Source organism: uncultured Maribacter sp., assembly GCF_947496775.1.
In the GTDB taxonomy this organism is placed as follows: domain Bacteria; phylum Bacteroidota; class Bacteroidia; order Flavobacteriales; family Flavobacteriaceae; genus Maribacter_B.
Window position 1 is genome coordinate 258,150 of sequence record NZ_CANMDU010000001.1, and the last position, 22,717, is coordinate 280,866.

The 22,717-nt window shown below is 32.3% G+C and carries 20 protein-coding genes; 11 read left to right on the forward strand and 9 right to left on the reverse strand.

Annotated features, from left to right (window positions below):
• Positions 1-49 precede the first annotated feature (49 nt).
• Together Q0856_RS01210 and Q0856_RS01215 are read left to right on the forward strand one after the other, a co-directional pair.
• Positions 50-763 carry a class I SAM-dependent methyltransferase gene (locus Q0856_RS01210; protein WP_298473126.1) on the forward strand — a complete coding sequence of 238 codons (714 nt, stop codon included), beginning with the start codon at positions 50-52 and terminating at the stop codon, positions 761-763.
• Between the two features lie 55 nt (positions 764-818).
• Complete coding sequence (locus tag Q0856_RS01215) at positions 819-1,718, forward strand: hypothetical protein (protein WP_298473129.1); 900 nt, start codon at positions 819-821, stop codon at positions 1,716-1,718.
• 103 nt (positions 1,719-1,821) lie between these two features.
• Here Q0856_RS01215 and Q0856_RS01220 read toward each other — a convergent pair whose 3' ends face one another.
• On the reverse strand, positions 1,822-2,454 hold the full coding sequence (locus Q0856_RS01220; protein ID WP_298475114.1) for a 7-carboxy-7-deazaguanine synthase QueE: 633 nt from the start codon (positions 2,452-2,454) through the stop codon (positions 1,822-1,824).
• A gap of 299 nt (positions 2,455-2,753) precedes the next feature.
• On the opposite strand from Q0856_RS01220, the gene Q0856_RS01225 reads away from it, so the two are divergent.
• Both Q0856_RS01225 and Q0856_RS01230 read left to right on the forward strand, forming a co-directional pair.
• Positions 2,754-4,262, forward strand: a complete 1,509-nt coding sequence (locus tag Q0856_RS01225; protein ID WP_298473131.1) for a helicase HerA-like domain-containing protein — start codon at positions 2,754-2,756, stop codon at positions 4,260-4,262.
• Between the two features lie 5 nt (positions 4,263-4,267).
• Complete coding sequence (locus tag Q0856_RS01230) at positions 4,268-4,825, forward strand: hypothetical protein (protein ID WP_298473134.1); 558 nt, start codon at positions 4,268-4,270, stop codon at positions 4,823-4,825.
• 12 nt (positions 4,826-4,837) lie between these two features.
• Here the strand turns inward: Q0856_RS01230 and Q0856_RS01235 are convergent, their stop codons facing one another.
• Together Q0856_RS01235 and Q0856_RS01240 are read right to left on the reverse strand one after the other, a co-directional pair.
• Entirely contained in the window at positions 4,838-5,356 is a 519-nt protein-coding gene (locus Q0856_RS01235) for an NUDIX hydrolase (RefSeq protein WP_298501868.1), read from the reverse strand.
• A 230-nt stretch (positions 5,357-5,586) separates the two neighbouring features.
• Complete coding sequence (locus tag Q0856_RS01240; protein ID WP_298473140.1) at positions 5,587-6,015, reverse strand: helix-turn-helix domain-containing protein; 429 nt, start codon at positions 6,013-6,015, stop codon at positions 5,587-5,589.
• Positions 6,016-6,106: 91 nt separating this feature from the next.
• Between Q0856_RS01240 and Q0856_RS01245 the strand changes: the two genes are divergently transcribed.
• Positions 6,107-6,946 carry an alpha/beta hydrolase gene (locus Q0856_RS01245; RefSeq protein ID WP_298501871.1) on the forward strand — a complete coding sequence of 280 codons (840 nt, stop codon included), beginning with the start codon at positions 6,107-6,109 and terminating at the stop codon, positions 6,944-6,946.
• A gap of 315 nt (positions 6,947-7,261) precedes the next feature.
• Here Q0856_RS01245 and Q0856_RS01250 read toward each other — a convergent pair whose 3' ends face one another.
• The 6 genes from Q0856_RS01250 to Q0856_RS01275 all read right to left on the reverse strand — a co-directional run bounded on the left by Q0856_RS01250 (position 7,262) and on the right by Q0856_RS01275 (position 13,298).
• The gene (locus Q0856_RS01250; RefSeq protein WP_298501874.1) at positions 7,262-7,450 is read right to left on the reverse strand and encodes a hypothetical protein; all 189 of its coding nucleotides are present in this window, start codon (positions 7,448-7,450) and stop codon (positions 7,262-7,264) included.
• A gap of 5 nt (positions 7,451-7,455) precedes the next feature.
• Positions 7,456-8,313, reverse strand: a complete 858-nt coding sequence (locus tag Q0856_RS01255) for an alpha/beta hydrolase-fold protein (protein ID WP_298501877.1) — start codon at positions 8,311-8,313, stop codon at positions 7,456-7,458.
• Positions 8,314-8,567: 254 nt separating this feature from the next.
• Entirely contained in the window at positions 8,568-9,455 is an 888-nt protein-coding gene (locus Q0856_RS01260; RefSeq protein WP_298501879.1) for a bifunctional 5,10-methylenetetrahydrofolate dehydrogenase/5,10-methenyltetrahydrofolate cyclohydrolase, read from the reverse strand.
• Positions 9,456-9,544: 89 nt separating this feature from the next.
• Positions 9,545-10,882, reverse strand: coding sequence for a signal recognition particle protein (gene ffh, locus Q0856_RS01265; protein ID WP_298473154.1), 1,338 nt, complete (start codon positions 10,880-10,882; stop codon positions 9,545-9,547).
• A 139-nt stretch (positions 10,883-11,021) separates the two neighbouring features.
• On the reverse strand, positions 11,022-11,477 hold the full coding sequence (locus tag Q0856_RS01270; RefSeq protein WP_298501881.1) for a hypothetical protein: 456 nt from the start codon (positions 11,475-11,477) through the stop codon (positions 11,022-11,024).
• 63 nt (positions 11,478-11,540) lie between these two features.
• Positions 11,541-13,298, reverse strand: coding sequence for a hypothetical protein (locus Q0856_RS01275; protein WP_298501883.1), 1,758 nt, complete (start codon positions 13,296-13,298; stop codon positions 11,541-11,543).
• A 110-nt stretch (positions 13,299-13,408) separates the two neighbouring features.
• Here Q0856_RS01275 and Q0856_RS01280 point away from each other — a divergent pair, with 110 nt between their 5' ends.
• From Q0856_RS01280 to Q0856_RS01305, 6 genes are all read left to right on the forward strand, one after another.
• A complete protein-coding gene (locus tag Q0856_RS01280; RefSeq protein ID WP_298501886.1) occupies positions 13,409-13,921 on the forward strand; it encodes a sigma-70 family RNA polymerase sigma factor in 513 nt (170 codons plus the stop codon).
• Between the two features lie 140 nt (positions 13,922-14,061).
• Positions 14,062-14,976, forward strand: a complete 915-nt coding sequence (locus Q0856_RS01285; RefSeq protein WP_366139580.1) for a FecR family protein — start codon at positions 14,062-14,064, stop codon at positions 14,974-14,976.
• Positions 14,966-17,512, forward strand: a complete 2,547-nt coding sequence (locus Q0856_RS01290) for a TonB-dependent receptor (protein WP_366139581.1) — start codon at positions 14,966-14,968, stop codon at positions 17,510-17,512. The genes Q0856_RS01285 and Q0856_RS01290 overlap by 11 nt, the downstream gene beginning before the upstream one ends.
• Positions 17,513-17,579: 67 nt before the next feature.
• On the forward strand, positions 17,580-18,164 hold the full coding sequence (locus tag Q0856_RS01295) for a Crp/Fnr family transcriptional regulator (RefSeq protein ID WP_298501891.1): 585 nt from the start codon (positions 17,580-17,582) through the stop codon (positions 18,162-18,164).
• Positions 18,165-18,367: 203 nt separating this feature from the next.
• Positions 18,368-20,308 (forward strand): transglutaminase domain-containing protein, encoded by a 1,941-nt coding sequence (locus Q0856_RS01300; RefSeq protein ID WP_298501893.1) that lies wholly within the window; start codon positions 18,368-18,370, stop codon positions 20,306-20,308.
• Positions 20,305-22,488 carry a hypothetical protein gene (locus tag Q0856_RS01305; RefSeq protein WP_298501896.1) on the forward strand — a complete coding sequence of 728 codons (2,184 nt, stop codon included), beginning with the start codon at positions 20,305-20,307 and terminating at the stop codon, positions 22,486-22,488. Before Q0856_RS01300 ends, Q0856_RS01305 begins: the two co-directional genes overlap by 4 nt.
• Positions 22,489-22,717: the final 229 nt, after the last annotated feature.

Sequence of the window (22,717 nt, forward strand, 5' to 3'; positions counted from 1 at the left end):
TTTTTAAAATGCATAAAAAATCTCACTTTTGCTGCAAAGTACAAATATAATGGATAATGATATTTACGGAGAAGCACTTTTAGATTATCAAAAAGGAAATTACACAGAAGATATTACCACATTTTTATCTTTAGATGAAGAAGATACTCTTCCTTTACCCTATTTGTTTCGCGATTTTAAAGATATGCCTCCTTTAGAAAAGCAAGCCTTAAAATTATCTAAAGGTACTATTTTAGATATTGGTTGCGGCGCTGGTAGCCACAGTTTAGAACTTCAAAAAAAAGGATTTTCTATTACCTCCATTGATTCCTCAGCAGGTGCTATTGAAGCTTGTACCCTTAGAGGCCTAAAAAATGCTATATGTACGGATTTATACCAATTTAAAAAACCAAAATTTGATACCCTTCTTTTATTAATGAACGGTATTGGCATCGCCGGAAGAATAAACCAATTAGACACCTTTTTTACGCATTTAAAATCTTTACTAAAACCGAATGGTCAAATTTTACTAGATTCTAGTGATATCCTTTATATGTTCGAAAACGATGAAGATGGTGGCTATTGGATTCCAAATGACGTAGATTATTATGGAGAAGTGAGTTTTTACATGAAATATAAAGAAAAAAAAAGCACCACTTTTCCTTGGTTATACCTAGATTACAACACCTTACAAAGAGCTGCTAACTATAATAATTTAGATTGCGAATTGGTTTTTGAAGGAGAACATTATGATTTTTTGGCACGTTTAACACTCTCTTTATAATAGTAAGCACTTGTTATTCGTTACGACTTTATATAAAACGCTTATCTTTAGTATTATGAAGAAGTTTCGATTTTTAAGTGTAATACTCCTATTAGGGTTATTTTTAGCTTGTTCTAAAAAGTCTGCCGATGAAGATGACACAGCAACCAAACTTGTTAATAAAGCTGGTAATTTAAAAGGTTCCGGAGAATCTGCTAATGATATTTTATCGAACACCAATTTTGATAAAATGTTAATAGAAATTGCATACGTTAAAGGCTTTAAACCTAGCGATGGCGCCATGAATTCCTTTACGGCATATTTAAAACAACATTCCTTTAAAGAAAATATAGAACTTTCTTATAAAGAACTAAAATCTCCTAATAAAGAAACTTTAAGCTTAGAAGAAATAAGCGAATTAGAACAAGAAAACCGTACAGCGTATAACGATGGAAAAACTTTAGCCTTCTATATTTATTTTGCAGATGCCCCTTCCGATGAAGATGATGAAGAAGAAGATTTAGTTACACTAGGTGCCGTGTATAGAAATACATCCATGATTATTTATGAAAAAACCATTAAAAAATTGGCTGCAACTAATTTTTCGGTTACCAATGAAGATATAGAAACCCCTACGATAAACCATGAATTTGGACACTTATTAGGCTTAGTAAACTTAGGATTCGAGGACGAACCAAATAGCCCTCTAAAAACAACTATGGTTAATCCTCATGAAGATACCACCGCTGCCAATCATTGTACTACAGAAGGCTGTTTAATGCGAGCTGAATTACAATTCAGCACCTCTAACAAAGGGGCTACTATTTCTTTTAATAGTGGTATTAAAGCTGGTTGTAAATTAAATGCAATTTCCGTACTCCATATGCTGAAAAATAAAAATGCGAAATCTGGTCTTAACACTATTGACTTAGGAGCAGAATGTATTTTAGATTTAAAAGCTAATGGTGGTAGGTAGGTTGTGATGGTTAGAAAGAAAAAATATTTCTGTCAAAAAAATAATATAAAAGAGGTTTTTGGGGAAAAATAAAGCAAAAGACCAAGAGTTAAAATTGAAGCTTTTAAGGAATATTTAAATATTTATGTGTTTGTAATGACACTTTCCACTTAGGATTTGCCATTACATAATCCACAATAAGCGGCACAACTTTATCCTTTACGCTCCATTCTGGTTGCAAATAGAGTATACAATCTTTGTTAGTAAGAGCAGCCTGTTCTTCTGCAAAAATTAAATCGTGCTTATTAAAAACAATTATCTTTAATTCATGCGCCTTATCATACACTTCACCAAATGGTAATTTGTTCTTTTTTGGCGACAAACAAATCCAATCCCAATCTCCGGATAACTTATAGGCACCAGAAGTTTCTATATGGGTTTTTAAATTCTTTTCTTTTAAAGACTTAGTAAGTGGTCCCATATCCCAAGTTAAAGGCTCTCCTCCCGTCACTACTATAGTATCAGAATATTTTGCCGCTTTATCCGCTATACCGCCTATTTCCGTAGGAGGATGTGTTTCCGCATTCCAACTCTCTTTAACATCACACCAATGACAACCGACATCGCAACCACCAACTCTAATAAAATACGCGGCCGTACCTTTATAAAAACCTTCTCCTTGGATTGTATAAAATTCTTCCATCAAAGGAAGCATCTCTCCTTTATTTACTAGTGCTAACACATCTTCATTTACCATTTTGCAAAGATACATCTAAGTTCTTAGATAATTATTCTCGCCAATGGGTTAAATACCGTAAAATCATCTAAATAAAGAAACACTATTACCTTTTAAAACTTCATAGACCTGTCTTAAGGTAGCTCACCCTGTATAATTTAAGAATCGTCTATTAGGTTTTATGTTTAACAAAATTTAACAGCTCAATAAATTCCTATATACCAGAAGCTAAAGCATAAAAGAAGGCATAACTACTATTTTCAAAGCATGCAGACTTTACAATTGCCCAAAAATCCCCTATTTTTATAAAAAAATATTTCATGGCTACCAAAGAGGAGTTCTTTGCACATATAGAAAAAGGGTATACCACCAAAGGAGATTTTATTACCATGGGTGCTGCAATGTTAGAAAACGAAGCAGTAACCAATGCTTTGGTTAAAATTCCTTTAAGAACATTAAACAGACATGGGTTAATTGCTGGCGCTACGGGTACGGGTAAAACAAAAACACTTCAAGTTCTTGCCGAAAATCTATCCGAAAAAGGTATTCCGGTACTGTTAATGGATTTAAAAGGTGATTTAAGTGGCCTTGCTCAACCAAGTCCGGGACATGTCAAAATTAATGAACGTCATGAAAAAATAGGGATTCCGTTTGATGCTAAAGGGTTCCCTGTAGAAATATTATCTCTGTCAGAACAAGATGGTGTAAAACTTAGAGCCACTGTATCTGAATTTGGCCCCATATTACTTTCTAGAATATTAGATTTAACAGAAACCCAAGAAGGGATAGTTGCTGTAGTTTTTAAATATTGTGATGATAACAAATTACCTTTATTAGACCTTAAAGATTTTAAAAAAGTATTACAATACGCCACCGGAACCGGAAAAGCAGAATTTGTTAAAGAATATGGTCGTATTTCCACAAGTTCTACGGGTACTATTCTTAGAAAAATAATTGAATTAGAGCAGCAAGGAGCCGATTTGTTTTTTGGAGAAAAATCTTTTGATGTTGACGACCTAACTAGGATTGATGAAAATGGAAAAGGATATATAAACATTCTTCGTTTAACAGATATTCAAGATAAACCCAAGCTTTTCTCCACATTTATGTTAAGCTTATTGGCTGAGATTTACTCTACCTTTCCGGAGCAAGGAGATAGTGACCGTCCAGAATTGATATTATTTATTGATGAAGCGCACTTAATTTTTAAAGAAGCTTCTAAGGCATTATTAGACCAAATAGAGAGTATTGTAAAACTAATTCGTTCTAAAGGAATAGGACTTTATTTTGTAACTCAAAACCCAACGGATGTTCCTAACGAAGTATTATCGCAATTAGGGCTTAAAGTTCAACACGCCTTGCGTGCTTTTACTGCCAGAGATAGAAAAGCCATTAAACTTACAGCCGAAAATTATCCTGAATCGGATTTTTATGATACCAAAGAAGTTTTAACTTCTTTAGGAATTGGGGAAGCTCTAATTTCTGCTTTAGATGAAAAAGGAAGGCCTACTCCGCTTGCTGCTACACTTTTAAGAGCACCTATGAGTAGAATGGATGTGCTTACTGACAAAGAACTTAAAGAAGCTATTAATAACTCCGCTTTAGTTAAAAAATATAATGAAGATATAGACCGGGAAAGTGCTTATGAAATTCTAAATGAAAAAATAGAAAAAGCAGAAAAAGAAGCGGAAAAAGAAAAAAATAAACCCAGAACAAGAAAAACATCTTCTAGAAGAACTAGTACAAGACAAAACCCAATTATAAAAGTTCTAACAAGTGCCACTTTTATACGCGGCGTTTTAGGAGTACTGAAAAAAGTTATGCGTTAATACCTATGAAAAATATATTAAGAACATTTTGCCTATTAGCCGTTTTGTTGTTTTGTCAATGTCAAAAAGAAAAAGACACCACTTTTTTAATTACTTCGGAACAAATAGGAAAGCTCAAAAAAAATAGCCTAACAAGAGATATAGAACTTATTTACGAGGAAGATTCTATTGTTCGAGATACGGTAAGGGGTAACTTTGGTTCTAATGCCAGTAAAATACAAATTTTTGAAAAAGGTGGAAAAAAATTGCTAACCCTTACCCCTAATAGAGATAGTATTCCTTCTATTGAAAACATACTTATTAACGACCCTAGGTTCACAACAGATAATGGTATAAATACAAAAAGTACTTTTAAAGACATTAAAGAAAAGTATGCTATTAAGAAAATAATTACCTCTTTAAACAATGTGCTAATCCTTTTAAAAGACAGCGACATATACTTTACTATTGACAAGAAAGAATTACCAGAAAATTTACGTTACAAAACAAATACCAATATAGAAGAAGTGCAAATTCCCGATGTTGCAAAAATTAAGTATATGATGATTAGTTGGGATTCTTAAATAAATATATTTTTAATTTATACTTTCGGCAATACGCTTTAACAAAAAAGTTTCCCGTTCAATAGACATTCCTTTTTTATCACTTGTAGCCATTGTCCTTTTATTATGATTAATGGCTTCATGGATATTAACCCATACGGCTTTCATACCATTATTCGTTTCGTAATGTTCCATGTTTGCCGTTCCAAGCTCTTTGTTAACATCGCAAGTATAACAATATGAAATCATATGTTGCACGTCATAACCTGATTTGTACCACGGCCTATACTCTTCATAAAGACCAAAAGGCTTAATGTTTCTAATATTTTTTGCCCCCGTTTCTTCTATAAGCTCCCGTACCATACCTTCTATTTTATCCTCTCCCAAATCCAAACCGCCACCAGGAAGGCTATAGTCTTCATATCTTTCTGTATAAAGCAACAAAATAGTATCTCCTTGAACCGCTATACTCCTTGTAGATAATCTTGTAAAAACAGATTTATTCTCTAAAGTATTTATTTCAGGATGATAATGGGTTTTTAGTTTTTGCATTAAGATGGTTTAGGCTTTCTTTTAAATTCGTAAATAGCAATCTTATATAGGAAAAGACTGCGTCTAGTTACTCGATTGTTACAGGAAACTCATGCGTAGCGCACTAATAAATTCTTGTGTTTTAATCCCAAATTGAACAATTATTTTTATACATTTCTGGATTTATTTCTTGTATTTTCTCAATTTTCAAATTACAAATATAAACAACCTTTACAACTAAATTTGCAGTATTATTTAATATGAAACTTCTCTTTATTTGCCAATATAGTAGGGTTATTCAATTGCATCCACTCGGTGAGTTCTATTAATTTCTCAACATAATTCTTACCAAAAGAAGTTAAACTATACTCTACTCGTATTGGAACTTCCGGGTACATTTCTCTATGTACGTACCCATTACTCTCTAAGGCTTTAAGCCTTTCACTTAATACTTTATTAGATATTCCATAAACATACTTCTTTAGTTTATTAAAACGTAAAATTGGAAAGTAACCCAAATACAAAATAATAAGAATACTCCATTTATCAGAAGATAAAGACAATACATCCCGGATCGTACATAACTCTGGTGGGTTACGGTAATCTATATGCCCAAACATATTTTTTATTTTTTTTGCATTTTTAATATGCTGATTATCAACAATAGTTTCTTTTTCCATACCTAATACATTCTAAGTAACTTCGCAAATTCTAAAAAGTAATTTGTACTTTTAACTCTCTTTACAAGAGTAAGTTACTAAATGTAACCATATGAAAAAACTTTTTTACAAAATACTACCATTAGCATACGGCAAATATTTTGACTTATATGCGCTTTTCTTCCCGAAGAAAACAGCCAAAAAGGCCTTTTATTTCTTTTGCACCATTCGTAAAGGACGAGTATTACCACACCAAAAAGAATTTTTAGACGGTGCAAAAAAAGAAATTATATCCATAGAAAACCATGATATCCAAACCTATCAATGGCCTGGAAGCAAGGAAACGGTCTTACTCGTTCATGGATGGGAAAGCAATACTTTTCGATGGAGAAATCTAATTAAAAAATTAAAAGAAGCAAATTATAATATTATTGCCTTTGATGCTCCAGGTCATGGGTATTCCACAGGAAAATATTTATATGCTCCTTTATACGCCCATGCTATACAGGCTAATATAGACAAACACCAGCCAACACATCTTATTGGACATTCTTTAGGTGGTATGACCGTTATCTATAATGAATATATAAACAAAAACGAATTTATAGATAAGATCGTTACCATAGGTTCCCCTTCTGAGTTTTATAAACTGATGAATAACTACCAAAATATATTAAAGTTTAACAACAGAGTTTTAGTGGCTTTGGATAACTATATAAAAGACCGTTTTGGTTTTCACGTTAAAGATTTTTCAACCTCCGAATATATTAAAAATAATACCAACAAAGGGCTACTTTTCCATGATAAGTTAGATAAAATAGCGCCATATATTGATTCTGAAAATGTCCACAAAAACTGGAAAAATAGTAAATTCGTTACCACCGAAGGCTTAGGCCATTCCATGCATCAAGAAAGTGTAAACGATGAAATTTTAAATTTCTTAAACGAGTAAAAACATACAAAACAGTATTTCTTTTCATTTTACCATTCCGGTACATAATTTAGAAGAATGCTGTACTTTTTCCAAAGACATATTAAACTAACAAACTTTACCAGTACCCATTTCTACGCTGGGCCTCCTTGAAACACCTTGCCACTTTTTGCTAAAGCGTTGCAAGAAAAAAAAGTACTATTTGTTATTGTACCCTACATTAGATTTGAAGGAGAAATAAGAAGACAAGCAACTATATTCTTTTTAGACCCTCTGGTAATGCTTTAGAATTTAAATCTTAAAAATACATCTCCACTATTTACTACATAAAATCCGCTACTTTGCCCCTCCTTTAAGCTTAGTTCTTAAAACAATGTAAACACTATAAAATGCTCCAAACAGTAATGCTATTTTTCCTTTATAAAAAATCATTTCTTGCGAATAATCCCCTTCTATAATTAAGGAAATTATAACAAACAAAACCATTGCTACAAGAACTTGAATTACCACTTTTTTCGCATCCATTTTAATTAGTTTTGATGAAAAGTATCGGACACAAACTGCAATACTTTTGGCAAAGCCGAACGCCAATACACCCAACTATGTGCTCCTTCTCGGACTCTATACTCATGCGGAATACCCTTCTTTTTCATGGCAATATGCACTAAGCTATTCCCTTCATACAAAAAATCATCATCACCACAATCTATATACCACTTTACAGACTTTATTTGCTCAACAGGCTTAGATTCTAATAAATTCAAAGCATTATAATTTTCAAAATAGCTTTGTATCTCTTCTTCTGTATAGGATTTACCCATCCTTGTTATTTGTGTTTTTAAATCTTCTATAGTTAAAGGCCCCACATAAGCACTTAATGGACAAGAAGAAGAAAATAATTCTGGATGACGAAGTGCATACATAAAACTACCGCCACCTCCCATAGACAATCCTGCTACAGCTCTATATCTTTTTTCTTTTTTGATTCGATATTTTTTCTCTACATAAGGCATAAATTCTTCAAAAAAGAAATCCTCATATTTCCAATCTCCTACATTAAAATACCCTCTTTCTCCAGTATTAGCATCAGGCATTATAATAATCATAGAAGTTGCAATACCTTCTTTAATACTTTCATCCGTAATGCGTAACACCTCTCCAAACTGTATCCAGCCTGTTTGGTCATCCCCTGCTCCATGCAATAAATAAAGTACCGGATAGCTACGTTCTGAAGTGTCATAATCTGGAGGTAAATAAACCGCATATTTACGTTCTCCTTTTAATATTTTACTTGGCATTTTTAGTTCATCGTAAACTTTTCCTGTTTGGCTATAACAAGATATAGTCATTGCAAAACAAAGAATTACTATTGCTTCAAGAGTTTTCATTTTTATATATTTTTATCATAAAAAGATACTCCTTTTTGCAACAAAAAAAATTTAAAACACTTTTCTTTACTAAACTTTAACATGTAATTGCTATTTTTTATAAAACACTCAAAGCAAAGCTAAAATATAGCACCTTTACTTTTTAATACAATACCCCTATAATCTTAAAGGAAAGCACTTAGAAATAACTCTTATACCATAAAAAAAGAAAGCCCTAAGGGAATCCTTAGGGCTTTATAAATTTTAAAAATTATTTATGCTTTAGAAGCTCTATGTCTTTCTCTTGCAAGCAATGTATTTTTAAGTAACATTGCAATAGTCATGGGCCCAACTCCGCCAGGTACAGGAGTTATAAAAGACGCTTTTTTACTTACGTTTTCAAAATCTACATCTCCTGTAATACGGTATCCTCTAGGTTTAGATTCGTCTGGTACACGTGTAATACCAACATCTATAACTACAGCATCATCTTTTACCATTTCTGCTTTTAAGAAGTTAGGAACTCCTAGGGCCGATATTACAATATCTGCTTGCGATATTATTTGCGTAATATTCTTTGTTCTACTATGCGTTAAAGTTACTGTAGAGTTTCCGGGCCATCCTTTTCTTCCCATTAAAATACTCATTGGACGACCAACAATATGACTTCTACCAATTACAACGGTATGTTTTCCTTGTGTATCTACTTTATAGCGTTCTAATAACTCTAATATACCAAAAGGCGTAGCCGGGATAAAAGTACTCATATCTAATGCCATTTTACCGAAATTAGTTGGATGAAAACCGTCTACATCTTTATCTGGATCAACAGCTAATAAAACTTTCTGTTCGTTTATTTGAGGAGGTAATGGCAATTGAATAATAAAACCATCAATATCTTCATTCTGGTTTAATTCTTCTATTTTATTAAGTAATTCAATTTCCGAAGTGGTACTAGGCAATTGCACCAAAGTAGATTCAAAACCAATACGCTCACAAGAACGTACTTTACTACCTACATAAGTTAAACTAGCCCCATCATTACCTACCAAAACAGCAGCTAAATGCGGAACTTTTTCTCCTCTCTCTTTCATTTTTGCTACCTCAGCAGCAATTTCATCTTTAATTTCGTTCGATACTTTTTTACCGTCTAGTAGTTCCATTATTACAATTTTATAATCGCTTCCGGCTCTTTTTAGGAAGGCTTTTATATTTTAATTTATTACTCTTTTTAATTTCGAAAATTATATAATTATTTCATTCCTTTCATGTTACTCATCATCTGCATCATCTTTTTACCGCCACCGCCTTGCATCATTTTCATCATCTTGCTCATTTGGTCAAACTGCTTTAATAATTGGTTTACTTCTTGAATATTACGTCCACTACCTTTAGCGATACGTTTTTTACGGCTAGCATTCAAAGAAGAAGGTGTAGATCTTTCACTTGGGGTCATGGAATGAATAATAGCTTCTATGTGTTTAAAAGCATCGTCATCGATATCTAATCCTTTTAGTGCTTTTCCTGCACCAGGTATCATTCCCATTAAATCTTTAATGTTACCCATTTTTTTGATTTGCTGAATCTGTTTCAAGAAATCATCAAAACCAAACTTATTTTTTGCTATTTTCTTTTGAATCTTACGAGCTTCTTCCTCATCGAACTGCTCTTGCGCACGTTCTACTAAGGAAATAACATCTCCCATTCCGAGAATACGTTCTGCCATACGAGATGGATGAAAAACATCTATTGCTTCCATTTTCTCCCCTGTACCAATAAACTTTATAGGTTTATCTACTACCGACTTAATAGAAATAGCAGCACCACCACGAGTATCCCCATCTAACTTGGTAAGAATAACACCGTCAAAATTAAGAATATCGTTAAAAGCCTTTGCTGTATTTACAGCATCTTGCCCTGTCATAGCATCGACAACGAACAATGTTTCTTGGGGTTGTATGGCTTTATGAATATTGGAGATTTCCTCCATCATTCTTTCATCTACAGCAAGACGACCAGCGGTATCAATAATTACCACATCATTACCATTTGCTTTTGCTTGTGCTATACCTGCTTGTGCAATGGCAACTGGATCGCTATTGTCTTTATCGGAATATACCTCCACATCTATTTGCGCTCCAACTACATGTAATTGATCAATAGCCGCAGGACGGTATACATCACAAGCTACCAATAGCGGTTTTTTAGATTTCTTAGTCTTTAAAAAGTTTGCCAGTTTACCAGAAAAAGTAGTCTTACCAGAACCTTGCAAACCAGACATTAAAACTATAGATGGTTTTCCTGAAAGGTTTATACCTTCGGTTTCTCCACCCATTAGTAGCGTTAACTCATCTTTTACAATCTTAACCATTAACTGGCCTGGTTGTAAAGTTGTAAGTACATCGGAACCTAATGCTTTTTCTTTTACCTTATTGGTAAATTCTTTTGCTATTTTAAAGTTAACATCGGCATCTAAAAGAGCTCTACGAACTTCTTTTGTTGTTTCTGCAACGTTTATTTCGGTAATCTGGCCATGTCCTTTAAGAACGTGGAGTGCTTTATCTAGCTTTTCACTTAAATTATCAAACATCTTCTTACTTTATTAACAGGGAAGGCAAATTTAACAATATCCGCCGTAAGTGGGTAGTTTCCACAGAAAAATATGCCCATCAAAAAAGCGCATATCGTTAAAATATGCGCTTTTCTTAAAAATGTGGGGCAAAAAAGGTTTAATTTTTTCGAAAACTTAGAATTTCAGTTTCCCCAATACTACTATTATTTTCCAAGTTTATAGTAACATTCGAATAATCATCTATTTCCCAATCATTTGCTAACTCAGCTAGCTCTTCTGGTGTACTAAAAAAAAGCTCTAATCTAATTAAATTATATTCTGGATTAGATAAAACCCATGCTCCAGAAACAGAAACACTTCCATTTACAACCCCTACTGTTCCGTTTGCATTAAAAGTAAATATGTAATTCGCATAATTGACAGTTTCATCTATAGTAGCTTTACTATAGCTTTCTACTTGCCATGTATCTTGCGTAAGTACTCTAGTGATGCCTTCTATATCTATCACCTTGGCAGGCTCTACAGAATCATCCTTAGATTCACAAGAAACAAATACAAAATAAAATAGAGCTATAGGTATTAACGCTAATCTGCTTTTAATAAAACCAACCATAATTTTCCTTTATAAGAAAACGAAAAAGGCACGCTACTCATTGTTGCGTGCCTGTTAATTTTACTATAATTTCTCGAACACTAAATGATCATAACCACTATCATTATAATGCTTTAATTCTAATCTATTTTCTTCTACTTCTAGAATTTTATAATCATTTGCGAGTGGATAAAAATTATTTTCCGTCCCAAAGTTTAAAATCATTTCTAATTGTTCTTCACTATTTCTGTAAACAAACCATCTTCCTGTACTTACTTCTACCTGATTTGGATTATAGACAGTAATCTTTCCATTTGGTCCAAATGTAAAACTGTAGTTTGTATAGCTCTCTGTAGATGGATCTTGATTTTCAGAGAATAAAGCAATTTCCCATTGCGATTCATTAAACAATCCTCTTATCCAAACTACATCTTCATCGTTAACATCGTTATCGCAGTTTCTTTCTAAAATTAACTCGTAATCCGTACCTGGAATCTCAAATTTTAATCTATCATCTCTTAAATCTGACAAAGGCCATTCGAAACTAACTCCTGGCTCATTACCCATTGTAATTGCCATTACCAAACGCCCTTGATTATTTTGTGCTATTTCCCAAGAACCTTCTGAAGAAACATCTCCGCTGCTTAAGGTAACAACGCCTTCTGCCATAAAATTAAATTCATATCCTAATAAACGATCTATTTCCTGACCATCTCTATGCACTTTTTTAATAATCCAACTACATTCCTTAAGCACTTCTCTTAATGTATTTGGGTCTTGGTTTAAGATATTACAAGCTTTTTTCATAATAATCTTATTCGCACCGTCTACAAACAATTTAATCTTACCATCCCCAATCTCATATACGAACCACTCTAAAGAGAAATCTACTAAATCATTAAACTCTAATTTCAATAGCACTCTGTTCTCTCCTACTCTGGTAGTCCATGTTCCTTCTACTGCATTCCCTTCTCTATCAAAAGCTTTTACACTTCCATCTTCTTTAAAGTTCATTGCATATTCAAAATACTGCTCTGTTTGATCTTGATCATTTCTGTTAACCTCATGTATTAACCAAGGACACATTACTAAATAGTTATCTAAACGTTCTTTAGAGAAATCATCATCATTATGATCATTATCGTCATCTTCATCACAAGCTTCTTTTGCACTTTCGATAGCTCTTGCTAATTCTGCATTGTTATTTACAACCATCTCTGAACCATCATATAACTTTAAAGTAATAGGAAAATCCATACTTACTAATTGGTTCTCTTCTAAGTTTCCAAAAAACCTTCTTAATTGTTTATCACTTTCTACTGTAGCACTTCCTGTTTGTTGTTGGTTTATATCAAAACTGTACACTTTAATTGGGTATACAAAATCAATACACTCTATATCATCATCACCACCACCTTCTATACAGTCCTTAGCCTTTTCTCTTAATTCTTCCTTACTATTAATTACGATTTCTGTAAAATCTGCTAGCGTTACAGTTATAGGAAATAGTATGTTTACAATATCTTCATCTACATCTAACTTATCTAGAATTTCTTCTATAGTTTCTAAATCATCTTTCGAATCTATGTTAACTTCTAATCCGTTTACATTAACAGTATAAGGGAATTCAATAGCAAAACAACTAACGCCGTCTACAATATTATCAAAAGAACCGTCTTGCGAAGAGGTATCTTTTATAAGCTTAGCCGCAGCCGATGTAGAGGATATAGCTTCTGTTTCTTCTCCTGTTGTTAATTCTTCAAATTCATCTTGACATGAAGTAAAAGATAATGCAAGGACTAATAAGCTTGCGAATAATGTAGTTTTAAAAAACTTTTTCATAACGATTTGGATTTTTTTTTGTTTCTATATTTCTAAAACAATCCACTTTTAAAATACCCTACCCAAAATATTTAATTTTTTTAAAATATCTTTGAGACAAAACCAATCCATTGAATAACAACGAACAAGATAATGTCTGTAAGGAAGAGGTATTTAGCACTTTATTTTCTTCTCATTCTAAAACGGTATTTAACTACATATATTATAAGTTTGGCAACGAAGAAAAAGCCTATGACGCTGTACAAGAAGCTTTTGTAAAGTTATGGGAAAACTGTGGTAAGGTAACACCTTCTAAAGCTAAGTCTTACGTATATACTGTAGCTAACAATTTATATTTAAATGTTATTAAGTCAGAAAAAGTACGATTAAAGCATAGAGACAAAGTGGTTACTACTACGAATGAGTCTCCCGAGTTTTTAATGGAAGAGGACCAGTTTAAAGAAAAATTACAAAACGCTTTAGACAGCTTACCAGAAAACCAACGCACTACTTTTTTATTAAATAGAATAGACGGAAAAAAATATAAAGAGATTGCTGAAATGGAAGGTGTAAGTGTAAAAGCAATTGAAAAGAGAATGCATTTAGCGCTTAAGGCATTACGTGAAAAAATTGATGGAATTTGATAAAAAGAGTTAAAAAAAAAGAGTTAAGAAGCAAGGTTACGTACTCTGTACTAATTAGTAAATACTTTGAGACTTTGAACCAAAAATTAAAAAAGTAGGGTATTTACCTCTAAAGGTGTTATAAATATATAAAGCTAAAAATGATGCAAGAAAATTACTTGGCAAAATGGCTAAATAATGAGCTAACGGATGCAGAACTCGTGGAATTTAAAAAGTCCGAGGAGTATACTTCCTATGTAAAAATCAAAGAAGCTTCTTCTACCTTAGAAGCTCCTTCTTTTGATTTGGATGCGGCTTGGGAAGAACATAAGAACAAACGTAATAAGGAGCAACCTAAAGTTGTAACATTACAGCCATACAAACGCTTTTTACAACTTGCAGCGGCAGTTGCCGTATTATTAGTAGCTTCTTATTTTTATTTAGGTACTTTAGACCAATCTATTAGCACCCAGTATGCTGAAAACAAAGAAGTAATTTTACCTGATTCTTCTGAAATTGTATTAAATGCAGAATCTTCGATTAGTTATAGCGAAAAAAATTGGGATAAAGAGCGTAATATTTCTTTACAAGGAGAGGCATATTTTAAAGTAGCTAAGGGAAAACGATTTACAGTAGCTACCGAAAGTGGAACCGTTGCCGTTTTAGGAACGCAATTTAATGTAGAAAACAGAAATGGCTTTTTTGAAGTAACATGTTTTGAAGGTTTAGTGAGTGTAACTTTTAATAATAAAGAAACGAAACTCCCAGCAGGCTCTTCTTTCCTTGTTATAAATGGAAAAGAAGTTTCTGTAAGTGGTCCCGATACTACTACCCCCTCTTGGGTAAACAAAGAAAGTTCTTTTAAAAGTATTCCATTACAATTTGTCTTAAATGAACTTCAAAGGCAACATAATGTAATAGTAGAAACTAAAGATATAGACACATCACAACTTTTCACTGGTACTTTTAGTAATACAGAAATTTATGTTGCACTTCAAAGTATAAGTGTTCCTACTCAATTAAAGTTTAAATTAGAGGGGAATAAAGTGGTTTTCTATGCTAAGAATGCAGAATAAAAGAATAGCGGTTCTACTTTTTCACGTACTTCTATTATGTTTTATTTGCATAGGAAGTGCGCAGGAAGGAAGTATCTCTTCTATTCCTTTAAAAACGCACTTAAAAACCATAGAAAAGACATTTAATATAAAATTTTCTTTTATAGACGATGCCGTAACAGGCATTACTATTATTCCGGATAGCAAAAATACTCTAGAAACGCATTTAGACTATATCTCACAGCAAACTAAATTAGAGATTAAAAGGCTAAGTGATAGATATTATGCTATTTCTAAAAAGACCACTTTAAATATTTGCGGGCAGATACTAGATAATTATAAAAGTAAACCTTTAGCAGGAGCAACCATACAAGTTATAAACACAGCAACAGCTACTATTGCCGATGAAAATGGAATATTTGAGTTATCCAATATTCCTTTAGGTGCGTTACTTCAAATAAAATTTCTTGGCTATAAACCCCTATTTATACAAGCAGACGCTCTTACGCAACAACCATCTTGCACCAAAATAGCATTAGCTTTAAAATACCAACAACTAAAAGAAGTTATTGTATATCAATTTCTTACTACTGGATTACAAAAAAATACGGATGGTAGTATTACCATAAATGCTAGCGATTTTGGAATACTTCCAGGACAAATAGAGCCCGATATTCTAAAAACCATACAAGCCTTACCTGGTATAAAAAGTATAGATGAAACGGTTTCCGATATTAATATTAGAGGAGGCACCAATGACCAAAACCTTATGCTATGGGATGGCATTAAAATGTACCAATCTGGACACTTCTTTGGTTTAATATCTGCCTTTAACCCCTATTTAACAGAAAACATCGTTAGTATAAAAAACGGTACAAGTGCGCAATATGGTGATGGTGTTAGTGGTGTACTCAGTATGCAAACAAAAGACAAGTTAACCGATTCTTTTTTTGGCGGAGCAGGCATCAATTTTATAAGCGGCGATGCCTTTGGACAAATTCCTGTTACAGATAAAATTGCAGTACAATTTTCCGGAAGACGCTCGGCCACGGATTTTTTTAATTCTCCTACCTACGACCAATTTTTCGATAAAGTTTTTCAAGACAGTAAAATTGTAGAAACTCCTACAGAACGAGATATAAAACGCGATGCTAATTTTTATTTCTATGATTTTACAGGAAAACTTCTGTACAATATTAACGACAATCATAAACTTAGATGGAGTTTTATAAATATAGGTAACACTTTAGATTTTACGGAAACGCAAAGCAATGCGCCATTTTCCGAAAGTAGTTTAGACCAAACAAACCTCTCTTTTGGTAGCTCTTTAAAAAGTAGTTGGGGCAATTATTTTTCTACAGATTTGAATATATATTACACGCAATATAAGTTGAAAGCTCAAAATAACGCAATACCTGTAAGCCAAAAACTTGCTCAAGAAAATGAGGTATTAGAAACTGCTATTAAATTAACTACCAAATACCAACCAAATGATAATTTTCATTGGTTAAACGGATACAACTTTAATGAAGTAGGTATTACCAATTTTACTTTTGTAACCCAACCGCCATTTACCAGTAATATAAAAGGAGTAATACGCACTCATGCATTATTCTCAGAAGTTGATTACAGCTCTCCTAATGACAAGTTCCATGCGACCCTTGGTGGTAGGTTAAACTTAATAGAAAATATAAACACCTTTTCTGAAACCATTTTAGAACCTAGGATAAACCTCAGCTATGCCGTACATGATTTTGTAAAATTAGAAGCGCAAGGTGAATTTAAAAGTCAAAGTACCAATCAGGTTATAGATTTGGAACAGAATTTTCTGGGCATAGAGAAAAGAAGATGGGTATTATCCGATGGTGAGCAACTCCCAATTACCAAAAGTAAACAAGGCTCTCTGGGAATTAATTACGACCATCATAATTTATATATTGGACTGGAAGGTTTTTATAAAGAAGTTAAAGGAATTAGTACTGCTACGCAGGGTTTTCAAAACCAAAATCAGTTTCATGGCGAAATTGGACAGTACGCTATTAAAGGAATAGAGTTTTTAATCAATACAAAAAACAAATATTACAGTGCTTGGCTTAGTTACGCTTACAATAAAAACGACTATACTTTTAAAACCTTATCTCCTAGTAATTTTCCAAACAATTTAGATATAAGACACACCGCCACTCTAGCGGGAACCTATAATTACAAAAACCTAAAACTAGGTCTAGGATTTACATATAGAAGTGGTACACCTTATACCAAACCTCAAGAAGGAGATGCGGCAATAAATCAAAACTTTTTTCCCGCGCAAATTAACTACCAAGAAGCCAATAGTAGCAGACTACCAGAATATACACGTGCCGATGCCTCTGCAACCTATAATTTTAAGTTAAACCAAAAACTTAATGCCGTAGTCGGCGCATCTATTTTAAATTTTACAGGTAAAGAGAATATTTTAAATACTTATTATAGAGTAAATACAGATAATGAAATTGAAACCGTACAACGACTTTCTCTTGGTGTAACCCCTAATTTTAGTTTTAGAATTCTTTTTTAGTTTTGTTTTAAGAAATAGATACCAATATTTATTTTAGATTTATAAAAATTACTTTCATTCTTAAAAAATGCCTTACGAATTATTAAAGAATAACATAAAAAAAAATATATCCGTTTCAGATGCGGAACTAAATTCTATTTGCTCCCCTTTTAGGGCTTCCGATGTAAAAAAAGGAGATTTTTTACTTACCCAAGGTAGCGCCTGCACATTTGAGGGTTTTGTCACGGAAGGCTGTTTTAAAATTTTTACATTAGATAAAAAAGGAAATGAAAACATCTTGTATTTTGCCGTAAAAGATTGGTGGTTAATTGACACTGACAGTTTTATGAACCGCACTCCCTCCGACCTAAATATGCAAGCATTAGAAGACTCTACCGTTTTAATGATAGATAAATCTAGTAAGGAAAAGTTATATCATGAATTTTCGATCGTAGAAAAACTTTTTCGTATTATGAGTCAAAAAGCAATAACCGCTTGGCAAAGAAGATTAATACGTAATCATTCTTTAACTGCAAAAGAAAGGTACCTCCATTTTGTATCTACCTACCCCAATATCACCTCTAAATTAACAGATAGGCAAATAGCTTCTTATCTTGGAATAACCCATGAATTTTTAAGTAAAATTAAGAGAAAAGCAATCGCTAAAGAATAGTACTTTTACATACTAGCAACGTTAGTTCCTAACGGATAATTAAACTAACCTTTTTTGCCCAGCGACCATCCATTATAACTAAATTTCTTCTTTTTACCTATGAAAAAAGTAGGATTAATTACACAAATCTTGTGTAAAAAAGGCAATATAAAGATCATATTAAAGTTATTAAACTCCAACTTAACCTGTAAAACCTACATATAATGAAACATCTATATTCTATTAGTTGTTTATTTTTCTTGTTTTATACTTCCATTTATTCTCAAAAAAATGTTAGCCCATTACCCCAGGATATAGAAAAAGCGGACTCTTTTAAAGAAATCTACCCAGAAGACAATGTCGTTATTGTAAATAGTACCGAAAAAATAACATTTGATTATAACGAAAAAACGCAATTAGTTACCGTAGAGAAAGACCTCAATGAAGAACTAATGAATATTAATGAAAGGTCCGATATTCAAAAATATGTTTTTTATGATAATACTTCCTCTGTAACGGTATTTAATACCAGGTATAGAAACTCTAAAGTGGTTCATTTTCCAAAGAAAGATGAATTTTATACTAGCGGCGATATTTTTTATAACGATGCTCGTGTAAAATACATGGCTATAGATTTTCCTGTAAAAGGATTTAAATATTTATTTCATTTAAAGAAAGAATATACCGATTCTAAATATTTTACTCAAGTATCTTTAATAGACGAGTATCCTACCATAAACAAATCGGTTTCTTTTATGGTTCCAGATTGGCTTCATGTAGATTTATTAGAGTTTAATTTTGATGGCTTTGAAATTGAAAAGGAAGAAAAATATAATGACAAGCTAAAAGCTACAGAACATATTTTTACTATAAAAAACATTCCTTCTTTAACCGATGAAAGTAATACACCGGGACCTTCCAAAATAAATCCTCATATTCTTGTTGTGGCCAAGTCTATGCAAAAAGATGGGCAAACTATTACCTTGTTTTCTGAAACCAAACAATTATATAGCTGGTACAAATCTTTGGTAGATAGTATGGATGAAGATACAACTATCTTAAAATCTAAAGTAAACCAGCTTACAAAAAATGCCACTACAGAAGAAGAAAAAATAAAAAACATTTACTATTGGGTACAAGATAACATACGATATATAGCTTTTGAAGATGGCATTGCTGGTTTTAAGCCAGACGAGTCTCAAAACGTATTTAAAAAACGATATGGCGATTGTAAGGGAATGGCAAACCTAACCAAACAAATGCTTAAAATTGCTGGCTTCGATGCACGCCTTACGTGGATTGGTACCAAAAGAATTGGTTACGATTATTCTATCCCAAGCTTAGCTGTAGATAACCATATGATATGTACTCTCTTACATAACGGAAAACGCTATTTTCTAGATAGTACAGAAAAATATAACTCTTTTGGCTCCTATGCAGAAAGAATCCAAGGAAGACCCGTATTAATTGAAAATGGCGAGGAATATATATTAGATACTGTGCCTGTAGAAAATGTTGCTCAAAACAAAAAATCTACCGTTATGGAACTTCATATTGCAGATGAAGCCCTAGAAGGTACTGTAAAACAAGTTTTTGCTGGAGAAAGTAGAGCAAGTTTATTAAATGGCTACAATGCACTTAAAGACCATAAAAAGGAAGAAGTTCTAAAATACTACTTAACTAACGGAGATAAAAATTGCGGCATAAACTCTATAGAAACCTCCAATTTAGAAGACAGAGATAATACTATTAATATAAATTATAACATCTCTTTAAAAAACAAAGTATCTACCTATGAAGATGATATTTATATAGATTTAGAATATGGTAAACATTACAAAAACATAGACCTTAGTAAAAGAAATCACGATCTAGAATTTCCTTATAAAGCTAACGTAGAATTTACTACTATTCTACATCTTCCAAAAGGGTATTATGTAAAAAATATGCCCAAGGGAATAAACCATAAGACAGAAGATTTTAATGTAGCTATATCCTTTACAGAAAAAGCAAATACTATAATCTATACTAAGAAGTTCATATTCAAAAATGCTGCTATAACCAAAGCATCTTTTACGGAATGGAATACTGTTTCTTCTGCCCTAAAAAAAATCTATAAAGAACAAATAGTTGTAACCAAAAACCAAAAATTAACCTCCCGATGATTAAAAAACACCTATTCTTATTACCTATAGTTTTATTTTCAGCAATTAGCGTTTTTGCACAAAGTAAAAAAGAGCTCGAAATAAAAGCCTCCATTTGGGGAGAAAACGATACACAAAAAGGAAATATAGATATCCCTGAAAAATGGCAAAACGAATCTGCCGTAGTTCTGTATAAGGAATATTTTTATGACTTTCATAAATTTTCAACCGCTGTTACATACAAACATTCCTATAGAAAACGTGTTAAATTATTAGATAAAGCTTCTATAGAGGATTATTCTGAATTTACCTTTACTAAAAAGTTCGCGGTAAATAAAGGGTGGATAAAAAGAGGAAAAAACTATGTCGGCATAAAAATAATTAAGCCAGATGGTACAGAAAGAGAAATAGAAGTAGATAAAGAAGCTGTAAAAACAGACGATGAATATAAAATTGCTATTTCTGGTTTAGAAAAAGGAGATATTTTAGATTACTACATCTACAGTATAGAGCCCTTTAAACAAGGCCACGGTTATACTTTTGACCCAGTAACCAAAATTATTAGCGATGACTATCCTATAAAAAAAATGGCCTTGCATTTACATACGGAAAATGATTTCTATGTAAAGTTTAATAGTTACAATGGTGCTCCTAAATTACAAGAAATAGCCACCGATAAAAAAAGTGAAAAACAATATTATCTAGAAGCTGAAGATATTGACAAAAATGACTTTCCTTATTGGTACTACCCTTTACAAGAATTACCTCATTATAAGTTTCAGGTAACTTTTGCTAGAAAAGGACATCACAAAAATGATATTTTCGAATTTATATCTCCAGAACAAGGCGTAGTAAAGACCAATAATACTAAAGAAGATGTTATTGACTTATACAAAGAAAAGTTCAGACTTGGAATGCCTTTTTCTTATAAAGGACTAATAAAACTTCTTAATGAAAAAGAATTATCTAAAGAAGGGAAGGTTAGAGAAGCCTATTACCGCATAAGACATTATTACTTAACACAATACATAGAAAAATCCGTATATTCTAGTGCTAAAATTATACCTGGTATTTTTTATACATATCCTGCGGATCTTGTTTATAAATTATCTAACGATAATAACTATAGGCTAGGAGAGTTCCTTTATCAAGCTAAAATCCCTTATAGTATTGTTACTGCAACACCAAGAAGTTATGGCTCTATGAAAAATAATCTTTTTAAAAGTGACATAACCACTTTCTTAGCTGTGGAAGTTGAAGGCAAAACAATTTATTTACCGCCTTTAAACTTTCATTCAAATATTGATGAAATTAGTTATGGATTAGAAAATAGTGAAGGGTATAATATGCATGTCGATATGAGACATAATAAAATAAAAAGTATACATAATCATCAGATACCTTCTTCTACTTATAAAGATAACGGAACTAAAGAACATAGCACTTTATCTTTTAATGAAGATATGGATGCTCTTATAGTTACCAAAACTACAAACCACTTTGGACATAGTAAAACCAAAACTCAGGATGATATTTTAATGTATTATGACTATATCTATGAGGACTACGAAAGATTTGGCACACGGACCTATGTTGAAAAAAACGTAAAAAAAGAGAAAGACAAAAAACGTATTAATGCAGAAGCGGCGGCCTTAGTAAAAAAAATAAAGAAAAACCAAGCTAAATATATAGAGGAACAAACCGAAGATCAATATGATTTTTCTGTAGAAGACCATGAATTTACCATAGCAAATACAGGTAGGTATGGTGTTAAACAGCCATTAGTTTTAGAAGAAAAATTTAATATTACAGAGCATTTAATAAAAAAGGCAGGTCCTAATTATTTAATAGAAATAGGCAAACTTATTGGCGGACAAGTAACTCTTACCGAGGAAGAAAAAAATAGAACCAATAATATTTACATGAACTTTCCTAGGTCTTTTGTAAATGAAATAGAATTTACCATACCTAGTGGATATGTAGTTGGCGCACTAGATAAATTAAATATCAGTGTAGAAAATGAAACTGGTGGTTTCATTAGCACAGCAACTGTAGAAGATAGTATTTTAAAAATAAGAACCGAAAAATACTACGCCAACTATTATGAGCCCAATACCAACTGGTCTAAAATGGTACAGTTTTTAGAAGCCGCTTACCAATATACCCAAGAGAAAATAATCTTAAAAAAAGCAGCATTATAAAAAACAAAAAGGTCTAAAACATATTATGTTTTAGACCTTTTTTCTTTTCCAATTTTAATAGCCTCATCTTACAATTCCTAAAATTTAATTACGTAAGCGGCTAATCATGGATTAAAACCTAGTAAGGTTATGCGGTCATAAATCATTTTTATTTATACCAAATTTGCTATTACCAGAATATCCCTGTACATAAGCATCAGTCTCATATAATTTTATAGAAAGACTACAT